At 72.2% G+C, this 24,205-nt stretch carries 22 protein-coding genes; 13 read left to right on the forward strand and 9 right to left on the reverse strand.

Features of this window, described 5'->3' with window-relative positions:
• The first annotated feature begins 100 nt into the window (after nt 1-100).
• Complete coding sequence (locus H0H10_RS22615; protein WP_188182852.1) at nt 101-523, forward strand: DUF350 domain-containing protein; 423 nt, start codon at nt 101-103, stop codon at nt 521-523.
• A gap of 52 nt (nt 524-575) precedes the next feature.
• Here the strand turns inward: H0H10_RS22615 and H0H10_RS22620 are convergent, their stop codons facing one another.
• On the reverse strand, nt 576-1,007 hold the full coding sequence (locus tag H0H10_RS22620) for an SRPBCC family protein (RefSeq protein WP_188182853.1): 432 nt from the start codon (nt 1,005-1,007) through the stop codon (nt 576-578).
• 462 nt (nt 1,008-1,469) lie between these two features.
• On the opposite strand from H0H10_RS22620, the gene H0H10_RS22625 reads away from it, so the two are divergent.
• From H0H10_RS22625 to H0H10_RS22645, 5 genes are read left to right on the forward strand one after another with little or no spacing between them, the layout of a single operon-like run.
• The gene (locus tag H0H10_RS22625) at nt 1,470-2,546 is read left to right on the forward strand and encodes an ABC transporter substrate-binding protein (protein WP_188182854.1); all 1,077 of its coding nucleotides are present in this window, start codon (nt 1,470-1,472) and stop codon (nt 2,544-2,546) included.
• Nucleotides 2,543-3,400, forward strand: a complete 858-nt coding sequence (locus H0H10_RS22630) for an ABC transporter permease (RefSeq protein WP_188182855.1) — start codon at nt 2,543-2,545, stop codon at nt 3,398-3,400. Before H0H10_RS22625 ends, H0H10_RS22630 begins: the two co-directional genes overlap by 4 nt.
• Nucleotides 3,376-4,134: an ABC transporter ATP-binding protein gene (locus H0H10_RS22635; protein ID WP_188182856.1), complete on the forward strand. Its 759-nt coding sequence runs from the start codon at nt 3,376-3,378 to the stop codon at nt 4,132-4,134. The genes H0H10_RS22630 and H0H10_RS22635 overlap by 25 nt, the downstream gene beginning before the upstream one ends.
• On the forward strand, nt 4,131-5,468 hold the full coding sequence (locus H0H10_RS22640) for an LLM class flavin-dependent oxidoreductase (RefSeq protein ID WP_188182857.1): 1,338 nt from the start codon (nt 4,131-4,133) through the stop codon (nt 5,466-5,468). Before H0H10_RS22635 ends, H0H10_RS22640 begins: the two co-directional genes overlap by 4 nt.
• Nucleotides 5,465-6,715, forward strand: coding sequence for a vanadium-dependent haloperoxidase (locus tag H0H10_RS22645; protein WP_188182858.1), 1,251 nt, complete (start codon nt 5,465-5,467; stop codon nt 6,713-6,715). Before H0H10_RS22640 ends, H0H10_RS22645 begins: the two co-directional genes overlap by 4 nt.
• A gap of 4 nt (nt 6,716-6,719) precedes the next feature.
• Here the strand turns inward: H0H10_RS22645 and H0H10_RS22650 are convergent, their stop codons facing one another.
• The 4 genes from H0H10_RS22650 to H0H10_RS22665 are packed head-to-tail and all read right to left on the reverse strand — an operon-like array spanning nt 6,720 to nt 11,870.
• Entirely contained in the window at nt 6,720-8,639 is a 1,920-nt protein-coding gene (locus tag H0H10_RS22650; protein ID WP_188182859.1) for an amylo-alpha-1,6-glucosidase, read from the reverse strand.
• Nucleotides 8,636-10,003, reverse strand: a complete 1,368-nt coding sequence (locus tag H0H10_RS22655) for an MGH1-like glycoside hydrolase domain-containing protein (RefSeq protein WP_188182860.1) — start codon at nt 10,001-10,003, stop codon at nt 8,636-8,638. The genes H0H10_RS22650 and H0H10_RS22655 overlap by 4 nt, the downstream gene beginning before the upstream one ends.
• Complete coding sequence (locus tag H0H10_RS22660; RefSeq protein ID WP_188182861.1) at nt 10,000-10,800, reverse strand: sugar phosphate isomerase/epimerase family protein; 801 nt, start codon at nt 10,798-10,800, stop codon at nt 10,000-10,002. The genes H0H10_RS22655 and H0H10_RS22660 overlap by 4 nt, the downstream gene beginning before the upstream one ends.
• A gap of 23 nt (nt 10,801-10,823) precedes the next feature.
• Nucleotides 10,824-11,870: a zinc-dependent alcohol dehydrogenase gene (locus H0H10_RS22665; RefSeq protein WP_188182862.1), complete on the reverse strand. Its 1,047-nt coding sequence runs from the start codon at nt 11,868-11,870 to the stop codon at nt 10,824-10,826.
• A 151-nt stretch (nt 11,871-12,021) separates the two neighbouring features.
• Between H0H10_RS22665 and H0H10_RS22670 the strand changes: the two genes are divergently transcribed.
• The 7 genes from H0H10_RS22670 to H0H10_RS22700 all read left to right on the forward strand — a co-directional run bounded on the left by H0H10_RS22670 (nt 12,022) and on the right by H0H10_RS22700 (nt 20,994).
• Complete coding sequence (locus H0H10_RS22670) at nt 12,022-13,425, forward strand: ABC transporter substrate-binding protein (protein WP_188182863.1); 1,404 nt, start codon at nt 12,022-12,024, stop codon at nt 13,423-13,425.
• 31 nt (nt 13,426-13,456) lie between these two features.
• Nucleotides 13,457-14,476 carry a carbohydrate ABC transporter permease gene (locus H0H10_RS22675; RefSeq protein ID WP_188182864.1) on the forward strand — a complete coding sequence of 340 codons (1,020 nt, stop codon included), beginning with the start codon at nt 13,457-13,459 and terminating at the stop codon, nt 14,474-14,476.
• Nucleotides 14,476-15,342: a carbohydrate ABC transporter permease gene (locus H0H10_RS22680; RefSeq protein WP_188182865.1), complete on the forward strand. Its 867-nt coding sequence runs from the start codon at nt 14,476-14,478 to the stop codon at nt 15,340-15,342. The genes H0H10_RS22675 and H0H10_RS22680 overlap by 1 nt, the downstream gene beginning before the upstream one ends.
• An 18-nt stretch (nt 15,343-15,360) precedes the next feature.
• Nucleotides 15,361-16,560, forward strand: a complete 1,200-nt coding sequence (locus H0H10_RS22685; protein ID WP_223180278.1) for an ROK family transcriptional regulator — start codon at nt 15,361-15,363, stop codon at nt 16,558-16,560.
• A 33-nt stretch (nt 16,561-16,593) separates the two neighbouring features.
• Nucleotides 16,594-17,490 (forward strand): Gfo/Idh/MocA family protein, encoded by an 897-nt coding sequence (locus H0H10_RS22690; RefSeq protein WP_188182867.1) that lies wholly within the window; start codon nt 16,594-16,596, stop codon nt 17,488-17,490.
• Nucleotides 17,491-17,681: 191 nt separating this feature from the next.
• Nucleotides 17,682-18,890, forward strand: coding sequence for a S8 family peptidase (locus tag H0H10_RS22695; protein ID WP_188182868.1), 1,209 nt, complete (start codon nt 17,682-17,684; stop codon nt 18,888-18,890).
• 196 nt (nt 18,891-19,086) lie between these two features.
• The gene (locus H0H10_RS22700; protein WP_188182869.1) at nt 19,087-20,994 is read left to right on the forward strand and encodes a TerD family protein; all 1,908 of its coding nucleotides are present in this window, start codon (nt 19,087-19,089) and stop codon (nt 20,992-20,994) included.
• Between the two features lie 70 nt (nt 20,995-21,064).
• Here H0H10_RS22700 and ykgO read toward each other — a convergent pair whose 3' ends face one another.
• From ykgO to H0H10_RS22720, 4 genes are all read right to left on the reverse strand, one after another.
• Nucleotides 21,065-21,187 carry a type B 50S ribosomal protein L36 gene (ykgO, locus tag H0H10_RS22705; protein WP_114533933.1) on the reverse strand — a complete coding sequence of 41 codons (123 nt, stop codon included), beginning with the start codon at nt 21,185-21,187 and terminating at the stop codon, nt 21,065-21,067.
• 26 nt (nt 21,188-21,213) lie between these two features.
• Complete coding sequence (rpmG, locus tag H0H10_RS22710; RefSeq protein WP_188182870.1) at nt 21,214-21,378, reverse strand: 50S ribosomal protein L33; 165 nt, start codon at nt 21,376-21,378, stop codon at nt 21,214-21,216.
• 98 nt (nt 21,379-21,476) lie between these two features.
• The gene (locus H0H10_RS22715; protein WP_188182967.1) at nt 21,477-22,808 is read right to left on the reverse strand and encodes a M20/M25/M40 family metallo-hydrolase; all 1,332 of its coding nucleotides are present in this window, start codon (nt 22,806-22,808) and stop codon (nt 21,477-21,479) included.
• A complete protein-coding gene (locus H0H10_RS22720; RefSeq protein WP_188182871.1) occupies nt 22,808-24,205 on the reverse strand; it encodes a cytosine permease in 1,398 nt (465 codons plus the stop codon). The genes H0H10_RS22715 and H0H10_RS22720 overlap by 1 nt, the downstream gene beginning before the upstream one ends.

Consider the following 24,205-nt stretch of genomic DNA (forward strand, 5'->3'; position numbering starts at 1 on the left):
TTCCGGTCCACCGGTCAAGTGGCCGAACAGGTGCGCTACATTTTGCATCGCCTTGACCGCGATCACCCACGATCCCTCACGCTACGGAGCCGGCTACCCCATGAGCGACATCGTCAACGGACTCGGCCGGGCCACCGCCTACGGCGCCCTGGGCCTGGTCCTGCTGGTCCTCGGCATCGTCCTGGTCGACGTGCTGACGCCCGGCAAGCTCGGCCGGCAGATCTGGGAGCAGCGCAATCGCAATGCCGCCGTGCTGCTCAGCTCGGCGCTGCTCGGTATCGGCGGCATCGTGTTCACCTCGATCTGGACGACGTACGAGGACTTCGGCAAGGGACTGGTGTCGACGGCGGCCTTCGGTGTGCTGGGGCTGGTGATGATGGCCGTGGCGTTCCTGGTGGTCGACCTGATCACGCCGGGGCGCCTGGGCGCGACGCTGGTCGACCCGGAGCCTCACCCGGCGGTCTGGGTGACCGCGTCGTGCAACCTGGCCGTGGCCGCCGTCGTGTCGGCGTCCATCGCCTGACCCGGCCCCGAAGCAGCGCCGCCGACCGAGTCCTCGTACGCCTGACTGGGCGTCAGGCCCCCGTGTCGGCGGCCAGGTAGGCGCTCAGGCCGTCGAGCAGCATGTTGCTGCCCTGCTCCGCCAGGTCGCGTTCCTCCGCGCTGTCACAGGTCTGGCGGAGCACGATCCGCGTGCGTCCGGCGTCCGGCTCGTCGAGTTCCATGGTCATGACGGCGGGCGAGGTCCGGCCCGGTACGTCCATGCCCGTGACCAGGAGACGGTTCTCGGTGACGTCGAGGTAGGAGCCCGTGAGCGGGAACTGCCCGCCGTCGGGGGTGACCATCGTGGACTTCCACGCTCCGCCCGGCCGCACGTCCATCTCGACCGAACCGGCGGCGGCGTGAGCCCACTGCTCGTACTGCTCGGGGGTGGTCCACGCCTGCCACACCCTGACCGCGGGGACGTCCAGCGTGCGGGTGAGTGTGTAGGAGTAGCCGTCGCTCATGTTCCTGCTCCTCGTGTCCGTAGGTAGGCGGTTGGTCGTCAAGGTAGACGGCCGCGCGTGCGGAAGCTCATCGGTCTGCCGAACTCTTCCGCCGGCGGGTGCGGCGCGCCACAGCGGGACCATCGGCGCCCGGCCCGCCGGACGGTGACTCGGCCGCCAGGGCGGCGGTTTGTTGCGGAAACATGGCGCACCGACGAAGGTGTCGTTGCACTGGCCCGTCGGCCGACTCCATTGCCTTGACCGGTATTTGACGCATGGATAGCGTCCACGGCATGCCCGAGACCCGGCGGTTCCGAAAGAGGCGAGCCATCGATCTGATGCGCGTCGCCACCGCGGTGTGTCGCTGAACTCCACCGCTCCACTGCCCGTCCCGCCCTGTTTCCGTGTCATGCGATCCGGCACGCCGCACTTTTCTCCTGGGCGAATTCCCTCTTGGCGAAAGCTATTCCTGTGAAGGCCGTCATGACCTCCCGCACACGCATATCCGGATTCCGGCGTCCGACCTTCCCGGCCGTCGCATTGACCGTCTCGTTGGCCCTGACCTCCTGTGTGGACACGGCGCAGTCCACCGCGAGCAAGGACGTCTCCGGCGAGAAGATCCCCGCCGCGGTCTCCCCCGACACCACCCTCACGGTCGGCGCACCGGACCTCAAGGTCGCCCTGGAACTGTCGGGGCAGACCGACAAGCTGCCCTTCAAGGTGAAGTGGGCCAACATCAGCGGCGGCCCCCAGTGCTCGGAGGCTTTCCGGGCCGATGCCCTGGACATCTGCTCCGCCGCCGAGATCCCGTCCATCAACGCCCACTGGACGGGACTCGACACCAAACTGGTGGCGGCGAAGTTCCGCGAGGATCCGCTGAAGAACCCGATCTACGAACTGGGCATCGCTCCCGGCGCCGGCATCCGCACCCTCGCGGACCTGCGCGGAAAGAAGATCGCCTACAGCCCGGGGCAGGCCCAGGGCGCTCTGGTCCTGCGCATCCTGGACAAGGCCGGACTCACCCAGCAGGACGTCGAACTGGTCGAACTCGCCAGTACCGGCGACGTCTATCCCACGGCGCTCGGCAATCACCAGGTGGACGCCGCCCCCATCGCGGACGTCAATATCAAGCGCTATCTGACGAAGTACGGAAAGGAAGGCGCCACCACCGTCAAGCACGGCCTCCGGGACGACCCCGCCCACCTGTGGGCGCTCACCGAGTCGGTCGGCGACCCCCAGAAGTCCGCCGCGATCAGGGAACTCGTCAAGTTCTGGGCGCGGGCGCAGATCTGGATCGACAAACATCCGCAGGAATGGGTGGCGGGCTACTACGTCGAGGATCAGGGACTGAGCCGCGAGGACGGCGAGTACCTGGTCCGGCGGGCCGGTCACCCGGACATCCCCGCGGACTGGACCGAAGCCATCCGCCGCCAGCAGCAGACCATCGACCTGCTGGCGAAGGAGCAGGACCGCGAGCCCTTCGAGGCGGACCTGCTCTTCGACCGCCGCTACGAACCGGTGGCCGCCGCGGCCATCGCCGGCGAAGGGACGTCATCATGAGCACCACCGCCCTGGACGAGCAGGCGCCACCGGCGGTCGGGGCACCGGCGGCGCCGGTCCGGCCGCGCCGCCCGGGCCGCAAGCGGCTCGGCCCCGGCAGGCCCGTGCCGTACGGCTGGGCGATCGGCCCGCTGCTGCTCCTCGCGCTCTGGGCGGCGGGCTCCGGCCTCGGCCTCGTCGACGCGCGCAGTCTGCCCGCCCCGTGGACCATCGCCGGCACCGCCGGGGACCTGATCGACAACGGCAAGCTGCAGTCCCACCTGGCCACCTCCGCCCAACGCGCCCTGCTCGGCCTGCTGTTCGGCGTCGCGGCCGGACTGGTCCTCGCGCTGGTCTCCGGGCTGAGCCGGCTCGGCGAGGCGGTGATCGACGGTCCCGTGCAGATCAAGCGGGCCATCCCGTCGCTGGCGCTGATACCGCTGCTGATCCTCTGGTTCGGCATCGGCGAGACGATGAAGGTCGTCACGATCGCCCTCGGCGTCTTCGTACCGGTGTACATCCACACGCACAACGGGCTGCGCACCATCGACAACCGCTACGCCGAACTCGCCGAGACCGTGCGGCTCGGCCGGCTCGCCTTCGTCAGGCACGTCGTGCTGCCCGGCGCCCTGCCCGGCTTCCTGCTCGGCATGCGCTTCGCGGTGACCGCCGCCTGGCTCGCGCTGGTCGTGGTCGAGCAGGTCAACGCCACCAGCGGCATCGGCTACATGATGGAGCTCGCGCGGACGTACGGGCAGACCGACGTCATCATCGTCGGCCTCGTCGTGTACGGACTGCTCGGCCTCGTCTCCGACGCCCTCGTACGCCTCGTGGAGAGGAGGACCCTGACATGGCGGCGCACACTGGCGGGCTGACGGAGACCGGCGGGCGCACGACGGTCCGGATCGAGAACCTGGTGCGTTCCTTCGGCGAGCGCCGGGTGCTGGACGGACTGGACCTGTCCATCGCGCCGGGCGAGTTCGTCGCCCTGCTCGGGCGCAGCGGGTCCGGCAAGAGCACGCTGCTGCGGGCGCTGGCCCGGCTCGACCACGAGGTGGCGGGCAGCGGCGGGCTGACGGCTCCGGACCACGTGTCCGTCGTCTTCCAGGACGCACGGCTGCTGCCCTGGAAACGGCTTCTCGACAATGTCGTCCTGGGCCTGGACGGGCCGTCGGCGCGGGAGCGCGGCAGGGCGGCCCTCGCCGAGGTCGGGCTCGCCGGGCGTGAGCGGGCCTGGCCCGTCGAGCTGTCCGGCGGCGAGCAGCAGCGCGTGTCACTGGCCCGTTCCCTCGTGCGGGAGCCGCAACTGCTGCTCGCCGACGAGCCGTTCGGTGCGCTGGACGCGCTCACCCGGATCCGGATGCACGCGCTGCTGCGGCGCCTGTGCGAGCGGCACCGGCCCTCCGTGCTCCTCGTCACGCACGACGTCGACGAGGCCATCGCACTCGCGGACCGGGTCGTGGTGCTGGACCGCGGCCGGATCGCGGCCGATCTTCCCGTGGACCTCCCGGCACCGCGCCGCCACGGCAGCGGCGAGTACGCGGCCCTGCGCGGCCGGCTGCTCGCCCGGCTGGGAGTGGACCTCGCCGAGGAGGAGGACGCGGCATGAGTGCCCGGGAACTGCACCTGAACCTGTTCGTCTACCCGGGCGGTCACCACGAGGCCGCCTGGCGGTACCACGGCACCGATCCCGGCCGGCTCCTGGACATCGGCTTCTACCAGGACCTCGCCCGCAGGGCCGAGCAGGCCGCGTTCGACGCCGTGTTCTTCGCGGACGGCCCGTCGCTGGCCGACAACGTGCGCTACGCCAGCCGGTTCCGGCTGGAGCCGTTCACCTGGCTGTCGGCCGTCGCCGCCGCCACCGAGCGGATCGGCCTGATCGCCACCGCGTCGACCACCTACACCGAGCCGTACAACCTGGCGCGTCTGTTCGCTTCGCTGGACCATCTCAGCCGGGGCCGGGCGGGCTGGAACATCGTGACGACGGGCGCGCCGCAGGCCGCAGCCAACTTCGGTCTCGACGCGCACCCGGTGCACGCCGAACGGTACGACCGCGCACGGGAGTTCGTGGACGTCGTGACGAAGCTGTGGGACAGCTGGGAGGACGAGGCGCTGGTCGCCGACCAGAAGTCCGGGCTGTTCGCCGACACGGACCGCATCCACGAGATCGACCACGCCGGCCGCCATCTGAAGGTGCGCGGACCGCTGAACCTGCCCCGCTCCCCGCAGGGCCGCCCGGTCTACGTGCAGGCCGGGTCCTCCGAGGACGGCCGCGCCTTCGCGGCCGCGTACGCCGAGGCCGTGTTCACCGCGCACCAGACGCTGCGCAGCGGCCAGGAGTTCTACGCCGACCTCAAGGCGCGGGCCGCCGCGCTGGGCCGGGATCCGCAGCGGGTGATCGTCCTGCCGGGCATCAGCCCCTTCATCGGCTCGACGGAGGCGGAGGCACGCGCGCTGCACGAGGAGTTCAACGAACTCACCCAGCCCGAGTACTCGCTCCACCTGCTCCAGCGGCTGCTGGGGCTGGAGCTGAGCGCCGACGAGCTCGACGGCCCCGTGCCGCGGGCCCTCATCGAGACCCGGGGCGAACGCGGCAACGGCAGCCGCTTCCAGCTCGTCCTGGACATCATCGACCGCGAACAGCCCACGGTCCGGCAGCTCCTGCACCGCCTGGCCGGCGCCCGCGGCCACCGTGTGGTCGCGGGTACGCCGGAGCAGGTCGCCGACGAGATCCAGGAGTGGTTCGAGCACGGAGCCGCCGACGGCTTCAACATCATGCCGCCCTGGCTCACCGGCGGATTCGACCTCTTCACCGAACACGTGGTGCCGATCCTGCGGGCGCGCGGCCTGTTCCGCACCGCCTACACCGGCGCCACGCTCCGCGAGCACTACGGGCTGCCGCGCCCCGCCGCCGCCCCCGTCCCGTCGAAGGAGACCGCGTGACACCGCCCCTGTCCCGTCCCAGCCGCCGCACGTTCGTCGCCCTCGGCGCGGCGGCCCTGCTGCCGGCGTCCGTCGCCGCCCCGCGGGCCGTCGCGGCCGACCGCCGCTCGGCGGTGCTCACCTGGTACGACACCACGGCCGAGACGATCGCGGCGGCCGGAGCCGCCACCCAGGTCACCAACAGCCGTACGTGGGCGATCGCGTGGCTCGCCGCGGCCCGCGCCGTCCGGAGCGTGCCCGGGGGTGTCGACCGCGCCGCCTACCAGGAGGCCGCTCTCGTCTCGGCCGTGCACCAGGCGCTGGTGGACCTGGTCCCCGGCCGGGCCGAGCAGCTGGACGCCACGTACCGGCAGAGCCTGGACCGCGTCCCGGGCGGCGAGGCCCGCAGCCTCGGCGTCGCGGCGGGGCGGCGCGAGGCCGCCGTCGTGCTCGGCTCGCGCCGCGACGACGGGCTCGATCCCGCCTCGGTCAACGCCCCGTACCCGGTACCGGCTCCCGGGCCCGGGGTCTGGCAGCCGACGCCACCCTCGTACGCACCGGCGACCCAGTACGGCAACCGGCTCGCCGTGCCCTTCCTGCTCAGGACGCCCGACCAGTTCAGACCGGGTCCGCCGCCCGCGCTGGACTCCGACCGCTATGCCGCCGACCTCGCGGAGGTCCGTGCGTACGGCTCCGTGGACAGCCCGGTGCGCAGCCCGCACCAGACCGAGACGGCCACCTTCTGGCTGGGCTCCTCGCTCACCCTGTACACCGAGCCGCTGCGGGTGGCGCTCTCCCGCACCCCGCGGGGGATCGCCGAACAGGCCCGGCTGGTCGCCCTGTTCCACGTGGCCCTGGTGGACACGCAGATCGCCACGTCCGACGGCAAGTACGCGTACGAGCGGTGGCGCCCGGTCACCGCGATCCGCACCGGGGCCGTCGACCCCGACCCGGGCTGGACCCCGCTGCACACCACGCCCGCCCACCCCGACCACCCGAGCGGCCACAACACCTACTCGGGGGCGGCGGAGGCTGTGCTCACGGCGTTCTCCGGTGCGCGCACCGCCCCGTTCGCACTGACCAGTCCCACCGCACCCGGGGTGACCCGCACCTACACCACCTGGAGGCAGCTCACCGACGAGAACGTCGAGGCCCGGGTCCTGTCCGGCATCCACACCCGGTCGGCCGACGAGGCGGGCGTCGTCCTGGGCAGGCGGGTGGCCCGCTTCGCGCTGGAGCACGCCGGGGAGCTGTTCGGCTCCGCGTGAGGGGTCAGCCCTGTTCCAGTGCCGTGCGCAGGGCCAGCGGCGTGGCGGCCGCCCAGGCCTGCGGCGAGCAGGCGTGCGGGTACGGGACGGGTCCGGCGGTCGCCGCGCGGTCGTAGCCGGCGATGACCTCGGGCAGCCGGTGACCGTGGTGGGCCGCCGCCGCGACGAGGCCCCCGGCGACCGTACGTGCCTCGGCGGCGAGGCCGTGGCGGGCCAGGCCGAGGGCGATGACGGCGTTGTCGTGCGGCCAGGCGCTGCCCCGGTGGTAGGACAGGGGGTGGTACGGCTTCTGTCCTGCCGCCAGGGTGCGGATCGCCCAGCCGGAGAAGAAGTCGGGCTCCAGCAGCCGGCGGCCCACCCGGCGGGCGCGGCCCTCGTCGAGGATGCCCGACCAGAGCAGGTGCCCGGCGTCCGACGCCAGGGCGTCCACCTGTCGCCCCGCACCGTCCAGCGCGAGGGCGGGGAAGCCGGCCTCCGGCATCCAGAAGTCGGTGAGGAACCGCTCGCGCAGCCGGCCGGCGGCTTCGCGCAGGCGCCGTGCGTACGGCTCGTCCCGCCAGACCTCGTCGGCGAGTTCGGCCGTGCGCACGAGGGCGTCGTAGGCGTAGCCCTGTGCTTCCGACACCGCGATCGGGCCCTGGGCCTGGGTGCCGTCGCGGAAGCAGACGGCGCCCGCGGAGTCCTTCCAGTTCTGGTTGACCAGTCCGCCCGGGTCCGGGGTGTAGACGAGGTAGCCGTGCTCCCGCAGTCCGCCGTCGGTGAGCATCCAGTCCACGGCCTGCCGTGCGTGCCCCTCCAGGCGTGCCGCGAGCGAGGCGTCGCGGACGGTCTCGTAGTGGGCGTGGAGCAGCACCAGGAAGAGGGGCGTGGCGTCGACGGCGCCGTAGTACCGGCCGTACGGGACCTGCCGGAAGTGGGCGAGTTCGCCGTGCCGGGTCTCGTGGACGATGCGGCCGGGCTGCTCCCCGCTGAAGGTGTCGTGGCGCCGCCCCTGCGTGGCGGCGAGCGCGCTCAGGACGGCGGCGGCCGTCGCGGGCCGGTACGGCAGCAGGAAGTACGACGTCAGCAGGGAGTCCCGGCCGAACAGGGTGAGGAACCACGGGATGCCGGCGGCGGGTATGCGCACCTCCTCGCCGTCCACGCCGGTGACCGGGATCGTCAGCAGGTCGATGTCGGCGAGGCCGCGCTCGCAGGCGCGGGTCAGGTCGTCCGTCCCGTCCACCGCCGCGGGGCCGCGCCGGTGCGGGCGCGGTTCGGCGGGGGCCGTGAGCGGACGGCCGTGGGGGCGGGCGCGGACGGTCAGGTGCAGGTCGGCCTGTCCGTGCGCCGCGAGGGACAGCCGCCAGGTGAGCGTCCGTGCGGTGCCTGGCGGATCCGGGGGCGTGGTGGCGGCCGGGTCCGGCGCGGGACGGCAGGTGACGGAGGTGGCGGAGTGCCAGTCGGATCGCCGGTAGTCGAAGCGCAGTCCGTCGGCCGTGTGGTGGACGTGGCCTTCCGCGCCGGGTTTGGTGTAGTGGCGGTCGTCGGCGCGCAGTTCGAAGAGGTCGGCGAAGTCGGCGTCGACGGTGAGGTCGAGGCGTGCGGTCACCGGGTCGGGGCGGTTGCTGACGATGCGCAGGTGTTCGGTGAACGTGCCCGCGCCGACGCTCTGTGTGCGGAAGACGGTGTACGGGGGCGGGTTGTCCCGCGTGCCCTCGGGCGTCAGGACGCAGGCGGCCGTGTCGTCCGTCTCCGCGGTCGCCGGCACGAGGGCGACGGGTGCGGTGCCGTCGACGGTGAGCTGCCAGCGGCTGAGGTGACGGGCGTCGCGGGCGAACAGTCCGTCGGGGGCGGATCCGCGGGTGCCGCTGATCTCCCCGTCTGCGCCGAGGCGTACGAAGGTGGCGTCGCGCACCAGTTGGACGCGGTGGTCGGCCGCGGTCATGGCATGGGTTCCTTCGGGTCGGCGCACAGCAGGTCGAGCGTGAGCGCGGCGGTCCAGGAGAACTGCCGGGTGCCGCGGGCGGCGCCGGTGGACGGGTCGACGTACTCGGCGAACCCGGAGCGTCCCGCCTCGGCGAGGAAGCCGTCCCGCAGGCGTGCGGCGCCCTCCTGGAGGCCGTGGGTGCGCAGTCCGCGCTGGATCAGCCAGGCGGTGTTGAACCAGGCGGGGCCGCGCCAGTACCGCGTGGGGTCGAAGGCGTGGCCGGTGAGGTCGTAGCTCGGGACCAGGCGGGTGGCCGGGGCGTCGAAGTGCGGGCCGTCGAGCGTCGTGCACAGGTGCCGGACGACGTCCGTCGGCAGGCCGGGCACGACGAGCGGGATCAGCCCGGAGACACCGCGTTCGTCGACGAGGGTGTCGGTGTGCAGGTCGCGCGCGCGGAACAGGCCGGCGTCCTCGTCCCACAGCCGGGTGACCATCCGCCGGGTCAGCCGGGCGGCGCGTGCGGTGTGCGGTTCGCCGTTCGTGCCCAGTTCGCGGGCGATGGCGGCCAGGGCCAGTTCGCTGACGACCAGCAGGGCGTTGAAGCAGGGGTCCTCGACGGCGAACCGGTGCGTGAGTCCGCGGTCGTCGTAGCCCGCCTCGCGGTAGTCGGTCGCCAGCCGCACGTAGCGGCCGTAGTCGAGGTCGGTGGGCCGGTCGGCGGGATGGCCGTGGTCGAGGTCGGCGCGCCGGAAGGCCCCGGGCGGCGTGGGTTCGACGCGTTCCAGGGCGCGGTCCCAGCAGGGGCTGTTGTCCATGCCCGGTTCCCACGGGTGGACGACGGCGGCCAGTCCGCCGCCGCCGAGGTCGCGGCGGGTGAGGAGGTAGTCGTGCCAGGCCGCGAGCCGTGGCCGGAGGCGGGCGAGGAAGCCGCGGCGCCGGGACTCCGCCGGGTCGGCCCGGTGCACGAGCCAGGCGGCCAGGGCGTGCACCGGGGGCTGGACGATGCCGGAGGTCTCGGGAGACGGGGGTGCGCCCGCGGTCCGGCCGGCCCGGGAGGACTGCCAGAAGTCGGGGCTCGGGAAGTAGGCGTCGTGCGGCAGGGCGGGGTTGAAGACGATGTGGGGGACGCGTCCGTCGGCCCACTGCCCGGCCAGCAGGGATTCCAGCTCCCGCTGGGCGCGGCGCACGGAGAGGTGGCGCAGGCCGATGGCGATGAACGCCGAGTCCCAGCTCCACTGGTGGGGGTAGAGGGTGCGGGAGGGGACGGTGGAGGTGCCGGTCCAGTTGCCGAGGAGGACCCGCGCCGCACCGCGCCGCAGTGTCAGGTGGTCTGCGGGCGCGGTGGGCGCGGGCCGGTCGAGGAGGTCCAGGGGGGATGTCACGCGCCCGACCTCTTCAGGAAGGCGGGGACGGAGCGCACGGCTTCGACGGGGTCGCCGGTCAGGCGGCACTCCAGGGCCAGGTGGCCGTCGTAGCCGATGGTGTGCAGGGCGCCGAGCCAGGCGGGCCAGTCGAGGTGTCCGGCGCCGGGCTGGAAGCGGTTGGAGTCGGAGACCTGGGCGTGGCCGATGACGTCGGCGTGGGCGAGGATCGCGGCGGCGGGGTCGGTCTCCTCGATGTTCATGTGGTAGCTGTCGATGCCGATCCGGATCGAGTCCAGGCCGGTCGCGCGGATCAGGTCGGCGGCCTGTTCGAGCCGGTTGACCATGTGGTCCTCGTAGCGGTTGAGCGGCTCCAGGAAGAGCGTGACGCCCTCCTTGCGGGCGTGCTCGCCGAGTTCGGTGAGGCCGGCGAGGAGCACCTCGCGGTCCTCCTCCTCGGTGCGCGGGGGCTCGAAGGGGGGCAGGCGCCGGGAGAACATGCCGTACGAGGCGGGGGTCTGGGCGCCCACGCCGCCGATCTCGGCGATGACGGTGAGCTGGGACTTCATCTGGGCGACGGCGTCGCGCCGCAGGTCCTCGTCGAAGGCGCCGAGGAAGTGCAGCATGTCGACGCAGACGGTCGGCATGACGACGCCGTCCTTGGCGGCCTGCTTGAGTTCGTCGAGCCGGGAGGCGAAGTGGAGGTCGCCCTTGCCGCGCAGTTCGACGGCGTCGTAGCCGGCCTGCTGGGCGAAGTCCCACTTGGCCTGGAGGGTGTCTCCGGGCAGGAGTTGTTCCTGGACGGCGGTCTTGAGCATGGGGAGGGGGCCTTTCGGGACTCTCAGAATTCCAGGACGACCTGCAGCGCCTCGGCGGGGCGCTCGTCCAGCAGTACGTAGGCGTCGGCGGCGTCGGCGGCCGGGATCACGTGGCTCACCAGGGAGGTGACGTCCACCTGGCCCTCGGCGACCAGGCGCAGGAAGGTCTGCTGGAGGCGCTCGACCGTCCAGCGGTTCGACAGCTGCGGGGGCACGCCGCCGATCTGGGAGCAGATCAGCTGGACGCGGTTGTGGTGGAACTCGTCGCCGAGGCGCAGGCCGATTCCGTCGCCCTGGTAGAAGCCGGAGGCGACCACCCGGCCGCCGGCGGCGACCGAGCGCAGGGCCTCGTGCAGGGCCGGGTAGGCGCCGCTGATCTCGATGGCGAGGTCGGCGCCGAGGCCCGCGGTGGCCTCGCGGATCCGTTCGGCGACGGCGTCGGTGCGGGCGTTGAGGGTGTGCTGGGCGCCGTAGCGCTTCGCGGTCTCCAGGCGGCCGTCGAGGGCGTCGACGGCCGTGACGCGGGCACCGCTGAGCTGGGCGAGGCGGGTGGTGAGCAGGCCGATGACGCCCTGCCCGAACACGGCGACGTCCTCGCCGAGGTGGATGTCGCCGGCCAGGACGGCGTTGTACGCGATGGCGCCGACCCGGGCGAAGGCACCGGCCAGCGGCTCCAGGCCGGCCGGCAGGGTGTGGCCGGTCATGCGCTCGGCGGGGACGATCCCCTCGCTGCGGTGGCCCCAGATGCCCCACACCAGGTCGCCGACGGCCGGCAGTCCCGGCGTGCCGGCCAGCTCCGGGGAGATCTCGACGACCTCGCCGACCTCCGAGTAGCCCCAGCCGGCCACCGGATACTCGATGCCGGGCGCGCCCTCGCGGAACAGGCGTGCCTCGGGGTCCCAGGTGCGCGTCAGATACGGGTTGGTGCCGCGGTAGGCGGTGAGCTCGGTGCCCGCCGAGATGCCCGAGTAGCGGGTGCGGACCCGCAGATGGCCGGGCGGCAGTTCGGCCCGGACGTGCTCGGCGACCTCCACCTGACGGGGGCCGGTGAACTGAACGACGCGTTCCACGGATGAGACGGACGACACGGGCGACACGGACGGCTCCGGATGGTTGCTGGTGCGGTTGCGTCGACAATATCCACAACTTATGTCTTGTCAACACGCAAAACTGATGCTGAGATGCGTGGCGAGTAGACGTAAGCCGGAACGAGGACACGCAATGCGCATCATGACCCTGCGGTCGAGGATGACCGCGGTCGGCGTCACGGCAGCCCTGGCGACAGGGCTGCTGTCGGGCTGTGCCGGCAGCACCGGACCCGGCACACCGGACCGTGAGATCACGGTCTGGTCCCAGGAGAACCTTCCTGATCGCGTCGCCGCGACGCGGAAGGTGATCGACGGGTTCGAGAAGGAAACGGGGATCAAGGTCCATCTCGTCGGGGTCGACGAGGGCCAGATGCCCCAGCTGATCATGTCGGCGGCGGCCTCGGGCACGCTGCCCGACGTGATCGGCGCGGCGCCGATGGGCCAGGTCTGGCAGATGTACACCAACGGCCTGCTGAACACCGACATCCCGAAGCGGATCGTGGGCGAGCTCGGGCGCGACACGTTCAACGCCAACGCGCTGGAGCTGACCTCCGACGGCGCCACCAGCCTCGGCGTGCCCTCCGACGCCTGGCTCCAGCTGCTGGTGTACCGGAAGGACCGGTTCGAGCAGAAGGACCTCCCGGCCCCGGACACCTACGGGAACGCGCTGGCCGCCGCCAAGGCCCTCACCACCAAGGGGTACGACGGCGTCTCGGCGGCCACCGACCCGAGCGACGTCTTCACCTCCCAGAGCTTCGAGAGCATCGCGCTCGCCAACGACTGCCAGCTCGTCGACGACCGGAGCGAGGTCGCCCTCGACTCCCCGCAGTGCGAGACCGCGTTCCGCGCCTACGACCAGCTGGCCCGCACCTACGGCGCCCCGGGCACCCAGACCGTGGACTCCACCCGCGCGACCTACTTCGCCGGCCGCTCCTCCATGATCATCTGGTCCTCGTTCCTGCTGGACGAGCTGGCCGGCCTGCGCGAGGACGCCCTGCCCAGCTGCCCCGAGTGCAAGAAGGACCCCCGGTACCTGTCGGACAACAGCGGCATCGTGACCGCGATGAAGGGCCCCGACGGCAAGGAGGCGGCCCAGTTCGGCGAGATCACCTCCTGGGTGACCACCAAGACGGCCGAGACGGCGGCGTCCCGTGAGTTCATCGAGTACATGATGGGCACGGGCTACGAGTCCTGGTTCGGCATGGCGCCCGAGGGCAAGATCCCCGTCCGCACCGGCACCGCCGCCGACCCCGGCCGCTATCTCGACGCCTGGCGGCACAGCGACATCGGCGTCGACACCCGCAAGCCCCTCGACGAGGTCTTCCCCGCCAGCCTGCTGAACCAGCTCGCCGACGGCGTCGGCAACATGCGGCGCTGGGGCATCACCCAGGGCGAAGGAACCCTCGTCGGCGCCACCAACGGCGAACTGCCCGTGCCCAAGGCCATCGGCGCCATGACCAGCGGCCAGAGTTCGCCGTCCGAGGCGGCACGCGAAGCCGACGACGAGGTCGCCGCCCTGAAGAAGTCCCTGCAGTAGCCGCCCGCCTGCACGTCACGAAGGTCCCCTCATGACTACAGCCCCAGCCGGCGCCCCAGAGCGCCGGGACTCCGGCCCCCGGCCGGCGGACCCGTCCGCCTCCTCGGGCCGCCGCCCGATGACCGCGAGCCGGCGCGCCAACCGCGCGGGCCTCGCGTTCGTCTCCCCCACCTTCCTCGTGGTCCTCGTGGTGGTCGTGCTGCCCATCGCGTGGACCGTGCTGCTGGCGTTCCAGGACGCCAAGCTCGTCGACATCCAGGGCATGGGCCTGTTCGGCAACTGGTCCCTGGACAACTTCACCCAGGTCTTCGACTCGGCCGGCTTCTGGTCCAGCCTCGGCACCACCCTGCTGTACACGGCCGGGTCCACGCTCGGCTCCGTCGTCCTCGGCCTGGCCGCCGCGCTCGCGCTGCGCAAGCCGTTCCGGGGGCGCGGGCTGCTGCGCGCGGCGATGCTGCTGCCGTACGTCGCACCCGTCGTCGCCGTGGCCTTCGTCTGGGAGGTCGCGCTCAGTCCGCAGTACGGCGTCGTCAACGACTGGGGCCGGCGCCTGTTCGGCTGGGACGACCCGATCGCGTTCCTGTCCACCCGCGAGTACGAAGTGCACCTGCTCGGGCTGCACTTCGAGATCCCGCTGGCGCTGCTGACCGTCATCGCCTTCGAGTGCTGGCGCTACTTCCCCTTCGCCTTCCTGTTCATCCTGGCCCGGTTGCAGGCGGTGCCCGACGGGCTGGAGGAGGCCGCGCTCGTCGACGGGGCCACCCCCACCCAGCGGTTCCGGCACATCCTGCTCCCCCAGCTGATGCCGGTCATCGCCCTGCTGTGCGTCCTGCGGTTCATCATGACGTTCAACAAGTTCGACGACGTCTACCTGCTCACCGGGGGCGGCGCGGGCACCGACGTGGCGGCCGTGCGCGTCTACGACTTCCTGACCGCCCGCTACGACGTGGGGGCCGCCGCCGCCCAGGCCCTGGTCCTGGCCGTCTCGCTCATGATCCTGCTGGGCTGCTACTTCAAGTTCTTCGGCAACAAGGTCCAGGAGGAGTCGTGATGACCCGCGCCCAGTTCGAGGAGAGGTTCTTCGGCGTCCTGCGCCGGGTCGTCATCGCGTTCCTCGCGGTGATCACCGTGCTGCCCTTCTACTACATGGTGCTGCTGTCGCTGAAGCCCATCGACGCGCTGCTGCTCGACCCGGGGTCCCTGTGGGTCTCGGCCAAGGACTTCACCGTCACCACCTACCGCGACGTGCTGCGCTCCGCCGACTCCGGCGGTCAGGGCTTCCTGAAGTTCCTGCTCAACTCCGCGCTGGTGTCCCTCGGCACGGTGGTGCTCACCCTGGTCGCCGCCGTGCCCGGCGCCTACGCCGTGAGCCGGCTGAAGTTCTTCGGCCACCGCCAGGTCAGCGCGCTCTTCCTGGCCGTGTACCTGTTTCCGGCGACGCTGCTGGCGGTCCCGCTGTTCGTCATCTTCGCGAAGATGGGACTGTCCTCCAGCCTGGTCGGCCTCGCCATCGTCTACGTCGCCCAGACCGTGCCGGTGTCGATCTACATGCTGAAGAACTACCTGGTCACCATCCCGTACTCCATCGAGGAGGCGGCGGCGCTGGACGGGTGCTCCCGGCTGCAGACGGTCCGCAAGGTGATCCTGCCGCTCGCCCTGCCGTCCCTGATGGCGACCGGTCTGTACGTCTTCATGATCGCGTGGAACGAGTTCCTCTTCGCCCTGCTCTTCCTCGCGGCCGACCCCGACAAGTGGACCGTCTCCCTCGGCCTCGCCCAGCTCTCCAACGGGATCGAGGTGCCGAAGACCGTCCTGATGGCCGGTTCCGTGGTGTTGACGATCCCCGTGGTACTTCTGTTCTTCGCCGCCGAACGCCTGCTCACCGAGGGCCTGACCAGCGGCGCCGACAAGAGCTGAGCTATGGGGGCCTCCATGATGACGTCAAGCCAGGTAAGCGCGGGAGAACTGCTGCAGCTGATCCGCAGCGGCCGCGCCAACACCCGGGCCGGCCTCCAGCGTGCCACCGGGCTGTCCCGCTCCACCGTCGGGCAGCGCCTCGACCTGCTCAACCAGGCGGGCTGGCTGCGTCACACGACCGGCACCTCCACCGGCGGCCGGCCGTCCGACCGGATCGTCTTCGACCCCACCCACGCCTCGGTCATCGCCCTCGACCTGGAGACCCGGCACGCCCGCGCGGCGGTCGTCGACCTCGCGGGCACCATCCTGGCCGAGCACACCGGTCCGATGGACATCAGCGAAGGCCCCGAGCCCGTGCTGGACCGTCTGGCGGGCTGGTTCCCGGACCTGATCGCGGCCGCCGGTGTGCCGCCGGCCCATGTCTGCGGCATCGGGCTGTCCGTGCCCGGTCCCGTCGACTGGGAGTCGGGCCGGGTGATCGAGCCGCCCATCATGCCCGGCTGGGACCGTTACCCGATCCGCGAGCGCCTGCAGAAGGCGTACGCGCACCAGATGGGAACCGGCCCCGAGGACGAGGCCGTTCCGGTCCTGGTGGACAACGACGCCAACCTCATGGCGCTGGCCGAGCACCAGGCCAACCACCGTGACTGCTCCGCCTTCCTCCTGCTGAAGGTGTCCACCGGCATCGGCGCGGGCGTCGTCATCGACGGCAACCTCTTCCGGGGTGTCGACGGCGGGGCCGGCGACATCGGGCACATCCGTCTGCACGACCGGCCCGACGCCCTGTGCATGTGCGGCTCCCCCGGCTGCCTGGCCGCCGTCGCCAGCGGCCGGGCGATCGCCAGGGAGCTGTCCGCCCTGGGCCACGACACCACTTCCGGACGGGACGTCAAACGGCTGCTCAACGAGGGTCACCCGGACGCCATCCGCCTGGCCCGGGAGGCCGGACGCCGGGTGGGCGAGGTCCTGGTGACCGTCGTCACCCTGCTCAACCCCGGCGTCCTGATGATCGCCGGCGAACTCTCGGGAGTCCCCTTCCTGACCGGCGTGCGTGAGCTGCTCTACCAGCGCGCCATGCCGCGTGCCACCGCCAACCTCCAGGTCGTCACCTCGCGGCTGGGCGACCACGCCGGGCTCATCGGGGCCGCCGCCATGGTCGTGGAGTCCCTCTACTCCCCCGCCCGCGCCGACGCCCGGCTCGACCGCCTCGCACGGTGACCGCCGTGCCGCCCTCCCACAGACAGGAACACCGTGACCACTGCCTCCCCCGCCCCGTGGACCCACCGGCCCGTCGAGGTCGGGCTCGTGGGCGCCGGGCCCTGGGCCAGGGCCATGCACGCCCGCGTCCTCGCCGCCGGGCCGGAGACCCGGCTCGCCGCGGTCTGGGCCCGCCGTCCGGAGGCGGCCCGTGAGACCGCCGCCCCGTACGCCGCCCATGTCGCCGCCGGCTTCGAGGAGCTGCTGGACCGCTGCGAGGCCGTGGCCTTCGCCGTTCCCCCTGCGGTCCAGGCCGAGTTGGCCCCGCTGGCGGCGAAGCGGGGCAAGGCCCTGCTGCTGGAGAAGCCCCTCGGCCCCGACCTGCCCGCGGCCCGCCGGGTGGCCGACGCGATCGCCGAGGCGGGAGTCGTCTCCCAGCTCGTCCTCACCAAGCGCTACCACCCCGCGACCCGTGCCTTCCTGGAGGCCGCGCGCACGCTCGATGTCCGCGGCGCCCGCGCCTGCTACCTCCACGGCGCCTTCCTGGAGGGCGAGTTCGCCACCGGCTGGCGCCTCGAACACGGAGCCCTGCTCGACCTCGGACCCCATCTGCTCGACCTGCTGGACGCGGCGATCGGCCCCATCACCGCCATCCGCGGCACGGGCGACGCACGCCGGTGGTTCGAGCTGACCTGCGAACACGAGAACGGCGCGGTGAGCCAGGCCTCCCTGTCCGGCTCGGTCGCCGTCCCGCACACCCTCACCCGCGTCGAGCTGTTCGGCCCCGCGCTCCCCCTCGTCTACGACACGGCCGGCATCGACCACGAGGAGTGCTGGCCCGTTCTGCGCCGCGACTTCGCGACCGCCGTCCGCACCCACACGCCGGGCCCGCTGGACGCCGGGCGCGGTCTGTATCTGCAGACCTTGCTGGAGCGGGCCGCACACCACTGAGCATTTCGTGCTCATGACAGGTTTGTTGACAAGTCCTCAACTCCCTTGTTCCGCAGTCACGGACGGCCGACGCTTGATCACGGCCCGGAGCGGAACGCGATGCTCCCGGTCGTGTGCGCGATCACGCGCACACCCCCCACAGACGCGCGCCCCACCCGGGCGCGCGCCGTCCGGAGGAGGACTCCCTCGTCATGGCACGACTGCGGAGCAAGAGATTCCGGTTCGCCGCACTGGCCGGCGTGGCCACCACCGCCCTCGCCGGCGGGCTCACCGCCGTTCCCGCCCAGGCCGCTCCCGCGGAGGGCACCGTCCTCGCCGCCGGTTCGCCGACGGCGGTCAAGGACAGCTACATCGTCACGCTCAAGAAGAGCACCGGCCTGAAGGCGTCCTCGGCCGCCGGCAAGGACGTCGTCGAGGAGTACGGCGGCACGGTGAAGAAGACGTTCCGGAGCGCCCTGAACGGCTACGCCGTCACCCTCTCCGCCACCGAGGCCAGGCGGCTCGCCGCCGACCCGGCCGTGGCCTCCGTCGAGCAGGACCAGCGCGTCCGCCTCGCCGACACGACGCAGTCCAACGCGCCCTGGGGCCTGGACCGCATCGACCAGACGTCGCTCCCGCTCTCCGGCACCTACACCTACCCGGACAGCGCCGGCAGCGGCGTGACGGCGTACGTCATCGACACCGGCGTACGCATCACCCACCAGCAGATCAGCGGCCGTGCCTCCTACGGCTACGACGCCGTGGACGGCGACACCACCGCCTCCGACGGCAACGGCCACGGCACCCATGTGGCCACCACGATCGCGGGCACGACCTACGGCGCCGCCAAGAAGGCGAAGGTCGTGGCGGTCCGGGTGCTGGACAACAACGGCTCGGGCACGACCGCCGGCGTCATCGCCGGCATCGACTGGGTCACCGCGAACCACTCGGGCCCCTCGGTCGCCAACCTGTCGCTCGGCGGCGGGGCGTCCACCACCCTGGACAGAGCCGTCCGCAACTCCATAGCCAGCGGCGTCACCTACGCCGTCGCGGCGGGCAACAGCGGTGCCAGCGCCTCCTCGTACTCCCCCGCCCGGGTCACCGAGGCCATCACGGTCGGCGCCACCACCAGCACCGACGCGAAGGCCGGTTACTCCAACTACGGCTCGGTGCTCGACCTCTTCGCGCCCGGCTCCTCCATCACGGCCGGCTGGCACACCGGTGACACCGCCACCAACACCATCTCCGGTACGTCGATGGCGACCCCGCACGTCGCGGGCGCGGCCGCGGTCTACCTGGCGAACCACGCCACCGCCACCCCGGCACAGGTCGCCACCGCCCTGGTGAACGGCGCCACGACGGGCAAGGTCACCAGCCCCGGTACGGGCTCACCGAACCGCCTGCTGAAGATCGTGCCGTGACACGGTGACACCATGACACGCTTCACACCTTCGGCCTGAAGCAACCGTGCCCCGGGGCTCCCCACACCCCGGGGCACGTCCGCGCCCGGCCCCGCTCCGACGGGGTGGCGCAGTACTCCTCACTGGGTGTCAGGCAAACCAGGAGCAATGGGCATTCGGGTTGAAGGACCGAGGGATATGCCATCATCCTTCCGTCATGTCTCTCGCGTCTGCCGCCCCCGACCTGTCCGACCTGCACGACTACGCCCATGACTGGGCGTTGGTGGACGTGGAGACCTCGGGGCTCGTCCCACGCCGTGACCGGGTGCTCTCCGTTGCCGTGGTGACGCTGGGCCCCGACGGTGGGCAGACCGGGGAGTTCTCGACGCTCCTGGACCCCGGCTGCGACCCGGGGCCGGTGCACGTGCACGGTCTGACGGCCGAGCGGCTGCGCGGGGCGCCCACCTTCGAGCAGGTGGCCGAGCGGATCGGCGGCATGCTGCGGGACCGGGTCCTGGTCGCGCACAACGCACAGTTCGACTACGACTTCCTGGCCCACGAGTTCGCCCGTGCCGGCGTCCCGCTGCCGGTCACCCGACGGCTGTGCACGCTCGCGCTGAACCGCCGCGTCGATCCGCCGACCGACGACCTGAGACTCGGCACGCTCGCCGCGCACTACGGCGTCCCTCAGGTCCGGGCGCACGACGCGCTCGACGACACCCGGGTACTGGCCGGCGTGCTGCGCGCCTCGCTGCGGGAGGCGGCGCAGCTCGGCCTGCCGCTGCCGCTGGTGGCCTGCCCGCCCCGGCAGGATCCGCGGTTCGCGCCGAAGCCGCCGAAGGCGGTGTGCGCCTTCCGCAATCCGGGGCGGCTCACGGCGGGCGGACCTCTGGTGCAGGGCATGAAGATCGCCATCACCGGGGAGACGCGGACCGCGCGGGCCGAACTGGTGAGCCGGGCCTCCGCAGCCGGACTGAACATGATGACGACCGTCAGCCGGCACACCAGCGCCCTGGTCACCAATGACGCCTCCACGGGCTCCGCCAAGGCCCGGCGCGCCCTGGCCGAAGGTGTTCCGGTCATCGACGAGCCGGCGTTCCTGCGGCTGCTCGGTGATGTCCGGCCCGGCACCCGCCACGACGGCACGAGCCCGCGGACCGCCGCCGGCCCGTCCGCCACCGGCCCGTCCGCCACCGCGCCCGTACCACCGGCCGTTCCGGCACCGCGCGAGCCGTCGCCCGAGGCCACCGGGCCTGCGGCGCGGACGGAACCGGAGGCGGCGCACCGCCCACAGCCCGTCCGGCGTCCGGCCAAGCCGCGCGGGCCGCTCTCCGGGCGGCGTGTGCTCGTGCTCGGCGGCACCCACCCCGACGCGGTGGCCGCTCGCACCCGCGTCGTGGAACTCGGTGGAGCCGCGGCCATCAACCTGTCCGCCGGTGTCACCGACGTCGTCCTCCTCGACGGTGGCCACGCCGACCGCCGCATGGCCCGCATCACCTCGTTGCTCCTGCCCACCCACGACGCCGCGTGGCTGATCGCCCCTGTCGTCGCGGAACAGCCCCGAGCCGGTGACCGGCGCGCGGCCGCCCACGTGCTGCCGTGCGGTGGCGTCGTCGACCTGCCGCTGCCCGACGGACGAGGGCCGGCGCCCCGTTGGACCGTCACCGCGTCGTGGGCGCAGCAGACGGTGTGCGAGATCGACGTGGTCGCCTTCGTGCTGGACGAGGACGACCAGGTCGCGTTCGACGAGGACTTCGTCTTCTACGGCGCACCGGAGAACCCGGGCGGCACGGTACGGCTCCTGAGCGACGGGCCGACCGAGCAGACCGTCAGCGTGGACCTCGCCACACTGCCGCCCTCGGCCCGCAAGGTCGTCGTCGCGGCCGCCATCGACGGTTCCCCGGCCTTCGGCGACGTCGGTGCCCTGCACATCAGCTCCGGCCCCGGCTCCAGCGCGGCGGCGCTCGTGCAGGCCACCCTGGACGCCGCCACCACCGAGCGCACCATGCTGCTCGCCGAGATCTACCGGCGCGGTGACAGCTGGCGCCTGCGGGCCGTCGGCCAGGGTTACGACCACGGGCTGGAGGCCCTGGCCCGGGGGTACGGCGTCGACATCGCCGACTGAGCCGCGTCACGGCATGGAACGGCCCGGTCCCGCCGCTCACGGGACCGGGCCGCAGGGACCGTGACGCTTCTCAGCCCTGGCGGGCCTTGAAACGCGGGTCCTTCTTGTTGATCACGTAGGTCACGCCCCGGCGGCGCACCACCTGTGCGCCGGGCCTGGCCTTCAGTGAGCGCAGGGAATTGCGAACCTTCATGAGATCTCCTCGCTCCGGCCTGCCGTTCAGCGTTCCTCGCGGAAGGGGACGTGCTGCCCGGCCACCGGGTCGTACTTGCGCAGGACGAGCCGGTCGGGGTCGTTGAGCCGGTTCTTGCGCGTCACGTAGGTGACGCCGGTCCCGGCGGTCGACTTCAGCCGGACGACCGGGCGTGCGGTGCTGCGTGCCATGGGTGCTCCTCTCGACCGCCGCGCGGCTGCGGTTCTGACCCGCGCATGTCAGTCGCCCCAGTCAACACCGTCCGCCGCCGGCGCATTCCCGGGCCGTTTCAGCAGCCCTGCCACAGCCGGGTCATCACCCGCACCCCGAAGCGCAGGCCCTCCAGCGGTACCCGTTCGTCGACGCCGTGGAAGAGGCGGCCGTAGTCGAGGTCGTGGGGCAGCTTCAGGCCCTTGAAGCCGAAGCAGCGGATGTCCAGCTTGGTGAAGGCCTTGGCGTCGGTGCCGCCCGGGTTGCAGTACGGCACCGGGTGGCCGTCGGGGTCCTCGGCGCGTACGGCGGCGCACATGGCGTCGACGAGCGGGCCGTCGAAGGTGGTCTCCATCGCGATGTCGTGGTTGACCCACCTCCGGGAGACCGAGGGCAGGAGCAGCGCGTCGATCGTGTCGATCAGCTCCTGTTCGTGGCCGGGCAGGAAGCGGCCGTCGACGCGGGCCGTGGCCTTCCCCGGGATCACGTTCGTCTGGTAGCCGGCCGAGAACATGGTCGGGTTGGCCGAGTTGCGCAGCACGACCTGCATGAAGTCGGTCACCGGGCCCAGCTTGGCCAGCTCGGTGTCCAGGTCCTCCGCGTCGAGGTCGACGTCGACGCCCTGGAGGCGGGCGGCCTCGGCGAGCAGGGCCCGCACGGGTTCGATCAACCGGACCGGGAAGGTGTGGCGGCCGATGCGGGTGAGGGACTCGGCGAGGTCGGTGACGGCGTTCTCGTCGTTCGGGGAGGAGCCGTGCCCGGCCCGCCCGGTGGCCGTCAGCTCCATCCACGCCATGCCGCGCTGGGCGTTCTCGATCGGGTACAGGCGCCGGGTGTCGTCCAGGGCGTAGCTGAAGCCGCCGCCCTCGCCGATCGCCTCGGTGACCCCGGCGAACAGTTCGGGCCGCTGCTCGACCAGCCAGTGGGCGCCGAACCTGCCGCCCGCCTCCTCGTCGGCGAGGAAGGCGAGGACGATCTCGCGGGCGGGCCGGGTGCCGGTGCGGGCGAAGTGCCGGGCGGTGGCCAGCATGACGGCCACCGTGTCCTTCATGTCGATGGCGCCGCGCCCCCACAGGTAGCCGTCGCGGATCTCGCCGGAGAACGGCGGCACCTGCCACTCGGCCGGGTCGGCGGGGACGACGTCCAGGTGACCGTGGACGAGCAGGGCGCCGCGCGCCGGGTCGGCGCCGGGGATGCGGGCGATGACGTTGGCGCGGCCCGGGGCGCTCTCCACCAGCTCGGAGGCGATGCCCACCTCGGCGAGACGGGCCACGACCCAGTCGGCGCAGGCCCGCTCGTCGCTGGTGGGGTTGGAGGTGTCGAAGCGGATCAGCTCCGCGCACAGCTCGACGACTTCGCGCTGCGCCTCCTCGGAGGCGGGGACGAGGGCGGTCGGGACGGTGGTGCTCATCATGCTCCTACGGTGGCCGTGCCGGGGGCGGCCTGGGACGGGACGGTGCCGGCGTCGTCGTCGAGGGTCGTGGTGCCGTACGTCCTGATCCAGCCGGCGTAGCCGAGGACGCAGTAGAGGACGAACGCGGCCAGCAGGGAGTTCAGGGCGGGGATGCCGCCGTCGTAGAACTTGCCGACACAGAACGCGACCGCCCAGATGACGAGGGACATCGGCACCCAGGTCGGCGAGGTGGCGGGCAGGGTCCCGGCCTCGCGGGTGGCGTCCAGGGGCGCACGCGTGCGGCGCACCACCCAGTACTCGGCGACGATGATGCCGCCCACCGGCGGGATGGCCACGCCCAGCACGGACAGGAAGTCGGTGAAGTGGGTCATGATGCCGACCGCGGACAGGACGGTGCCGGCGACGCCGAGGGCGATGGTGACCGCGCCGCGGTGCAGGCGCTTGCCGAAGACGACCTGGAAGAAGTTGACGACGCCGAGCGAGGAGCCGTACAGGTTCCAGTCGTTGATCTTCGCCGTGGACATCAGGACGACGAGCACGCCGAAGACGCCGGAGGTCGAGAGCACGATCTGCGAGACCTGGCCGCTGCCGACCATGTGGCCGAGCAGGACGCCGGTCAGGCCGACTATGTACTCGGACAGGATCATCGACGAGGCGCTCTGCAGGAAGACGTGGCTGCCCTTGCGGTTGTAGCGGGTCATCTCCGGCGAGACGATCGCGCCCGTCATGTAGCCGCCCGCGATGGCGGTCGCGGCGACGGCGAGCGGGATGCTCTCCCCGGGCGCCGGGGAGTGGATCAGCTCGGACAGCGAGTGGTCGCTCAGGGCGTCGGTGACCGACCAGGCGACCATCGCGAAGAACAGCGGGGTGACGATCTTCGCGAAGACGGCCATGTACCGGAAGCCGAAGATGACCAGCACGGTGATCGCCACGCCGGCGACCGCGCACCACAGCCAGGACGGCCCGCCGACCAGCGAGGACACACTGTCGCCGAAGATCGTGTTCTGCACACCGAACCAGCCGACGAGGCTGATGGAGATCACCAGGCTGACCAGGGCCGAGCCGTTGCGGCCGAAGCCGACCCAGCGGGTGAGCAGCGGCGTCGCCAGGCCCTCGCGCATGCCGGCCAGGCCGATCGCGAAGATCACGACCTCCAGGATCACCGCGCCGAGGGTGAACGCGAGGAAGGCGTCCCCGAAGGACATGCCCACGCCGATGGTGGCGCCGAGGGTGAACTGCGAGATCGAGCCCGACTGGGCGAGCCACTGCAGCAGCATCGTCCAGAAGCCGAGCCGCTTCTCGCGCGGGACGCGGGACAGCGCGTAGTCGTCGCTGCCCACCGCTCTGGCGCCGCCGGTCTCCGGGGCGGCGTCGGTGTTGTAGTGCGCGGCCAT

It is taken from the genome of Streptomyces griseicoloratus (genome assembly GCF_014534645.1).
In the GTDB taxonomy this organism is placed as follows: Bacteria; Actinomycetota; Actinomycetes; order Streptomycetales; family Streptomycetaceae; genus Streptomyces; species Streptomyces griseicoloratus.

What these genes read in the sequence shown, in the direction of transcription:
- H0H10_RS22615 (WP_188182852.1), top strand. Translation starts at nt 101, where the DNA reads ATGAGCGACATCGTCAACGGACTCGGCCGGGCCACCGCCTACGGCGCC.
- H0H10_RS22620 (WP_188182853.1), bottom strand. Translation starts at nt 1,007, where the DNA reads ATGAGCGACGGCTACTCCTACACACTCACCCGCACGCTGGACGTCCCC.
- H0H10_RS22625 (WP_188182854.1), top strand. Translation starts at nt 1,470, where the DNA reads ATGACCTCCCGCACACGCATATCCGGATTCCGGCGTCCGACCTTCCCG.
- H0H10_RS22630 (WP_188182855.1), top strand. Translation starts at nt 2,543, where the DNA reads ATGAGCACCACCGCCCTGGACGAGCAGGCGCCACCGGCGGTCGGGGCA.
- H0H10_RS22635 (WP_188182856.1), top strand. Translation starts at nt 3,376, where the DNA reads ATGGCGGCGCACACTGGCGGGCTGACGGAGACCGGCGGGCGCACGACG.
- H0H10_RS22640 (WP_188182857.1), top strand. Translation starts at nt 4,131, where the DNA reads ATGAGTGCCCGGGAACTGCACCTGAACCTGTTCGTCTACCCGGGCGGT.
- H0H10_RS22650 (WP_188182859.1), bottom strand. Translation starts at nt 8,639, where the DNA reads ATGACCGCGGCCGACCACCGCGTCCAACTGGTGCGCGACGCCACCTTC.
- H0H10_RS22660 (WP_188182861.1), bottom strand. Translation starts at nt 10,800, where the DNA reads ATGCTCAAGACCGCCGTCCAGGAACAACTCCTGCCCGGAGACACCCTC.
- H0H10_RS22670 (WP_188182863.1), top strand. Translation starts at nt 12,022, where the DNA reads ATGCGCATCATGACCCTGCGGTCGAGGATGACCGCGGTCGGCGTCACG.
- H0H10_RS22675 (WP_188182864.1), top strand. Translation starts at nt 13,457, where the DNA reads ATGACTACAGCCCCAGCCGGCGCCCCAGAGCGCCGGGACTCCGGCCCC.
- H0H10_RS22680 (WP_188182865.1), top strand. Translation starts at nt 14,476, where the DNA reads ATGACCCGCGCCCAGTTCGAGGAGAGGTTCTTCGGCGTCCTGCGCCGG.
- H0H10_RS22685 (WP_223180278.1), top strand. Translation starts at nt 15,361, where the DNA reads ATGACGTCAAGCCAGGTAAGCGCGGGAGAACTGCTGCAGCTGATCCGC.
- H0H10_RS22695 (WP_188182868.1), top strand. Translation starts at nt 17,682, where the DNA reads ATGGCACGACTGCGGAGCAAGAGATTCCGGTTCGCCGCACTGGCCGGC.
- H0H10_RS22700 (WP_188182869.1), top strand. Translation starts at nt 19,087, where the DNA reads ATGTCTCTCGCGTCTGCCGCCCCCGACCTGTCCGACCTGCACGACTAC.
- ykgO (WP_114533933.1), bottom strand. Translation starts at nt 21,187, where the DNA reads ATGAAGGTTCGCAATTCCCTGCGCTCACTGAAGGCCAGGCCCGGCGCA.
- rpmG (WP_188182870.1), bottom strand. Translation starts at nt 21,378, where the DNA reads ATGGCACGCAGCACCGCACGCCCGGTCGTCCGGCTGAAGTCGACCGCC.
- H0H10_RS22715 (WP_188182967.1), bottom strand. Translation starts at nt 22,808, where the DNA reads ATGAGCACCACCGTCCCGACCGCCCTCGTCCCCGCCTCCGAGGAGGCG.
- H0H10_RS22720 (WP_188182871.1), bottom strand. Translation starts at nt 24,205, where the DNA reads ATGGCCGCGCACTACAACACCGACGCCGCCCCGGAGACCGGCGGCGCC.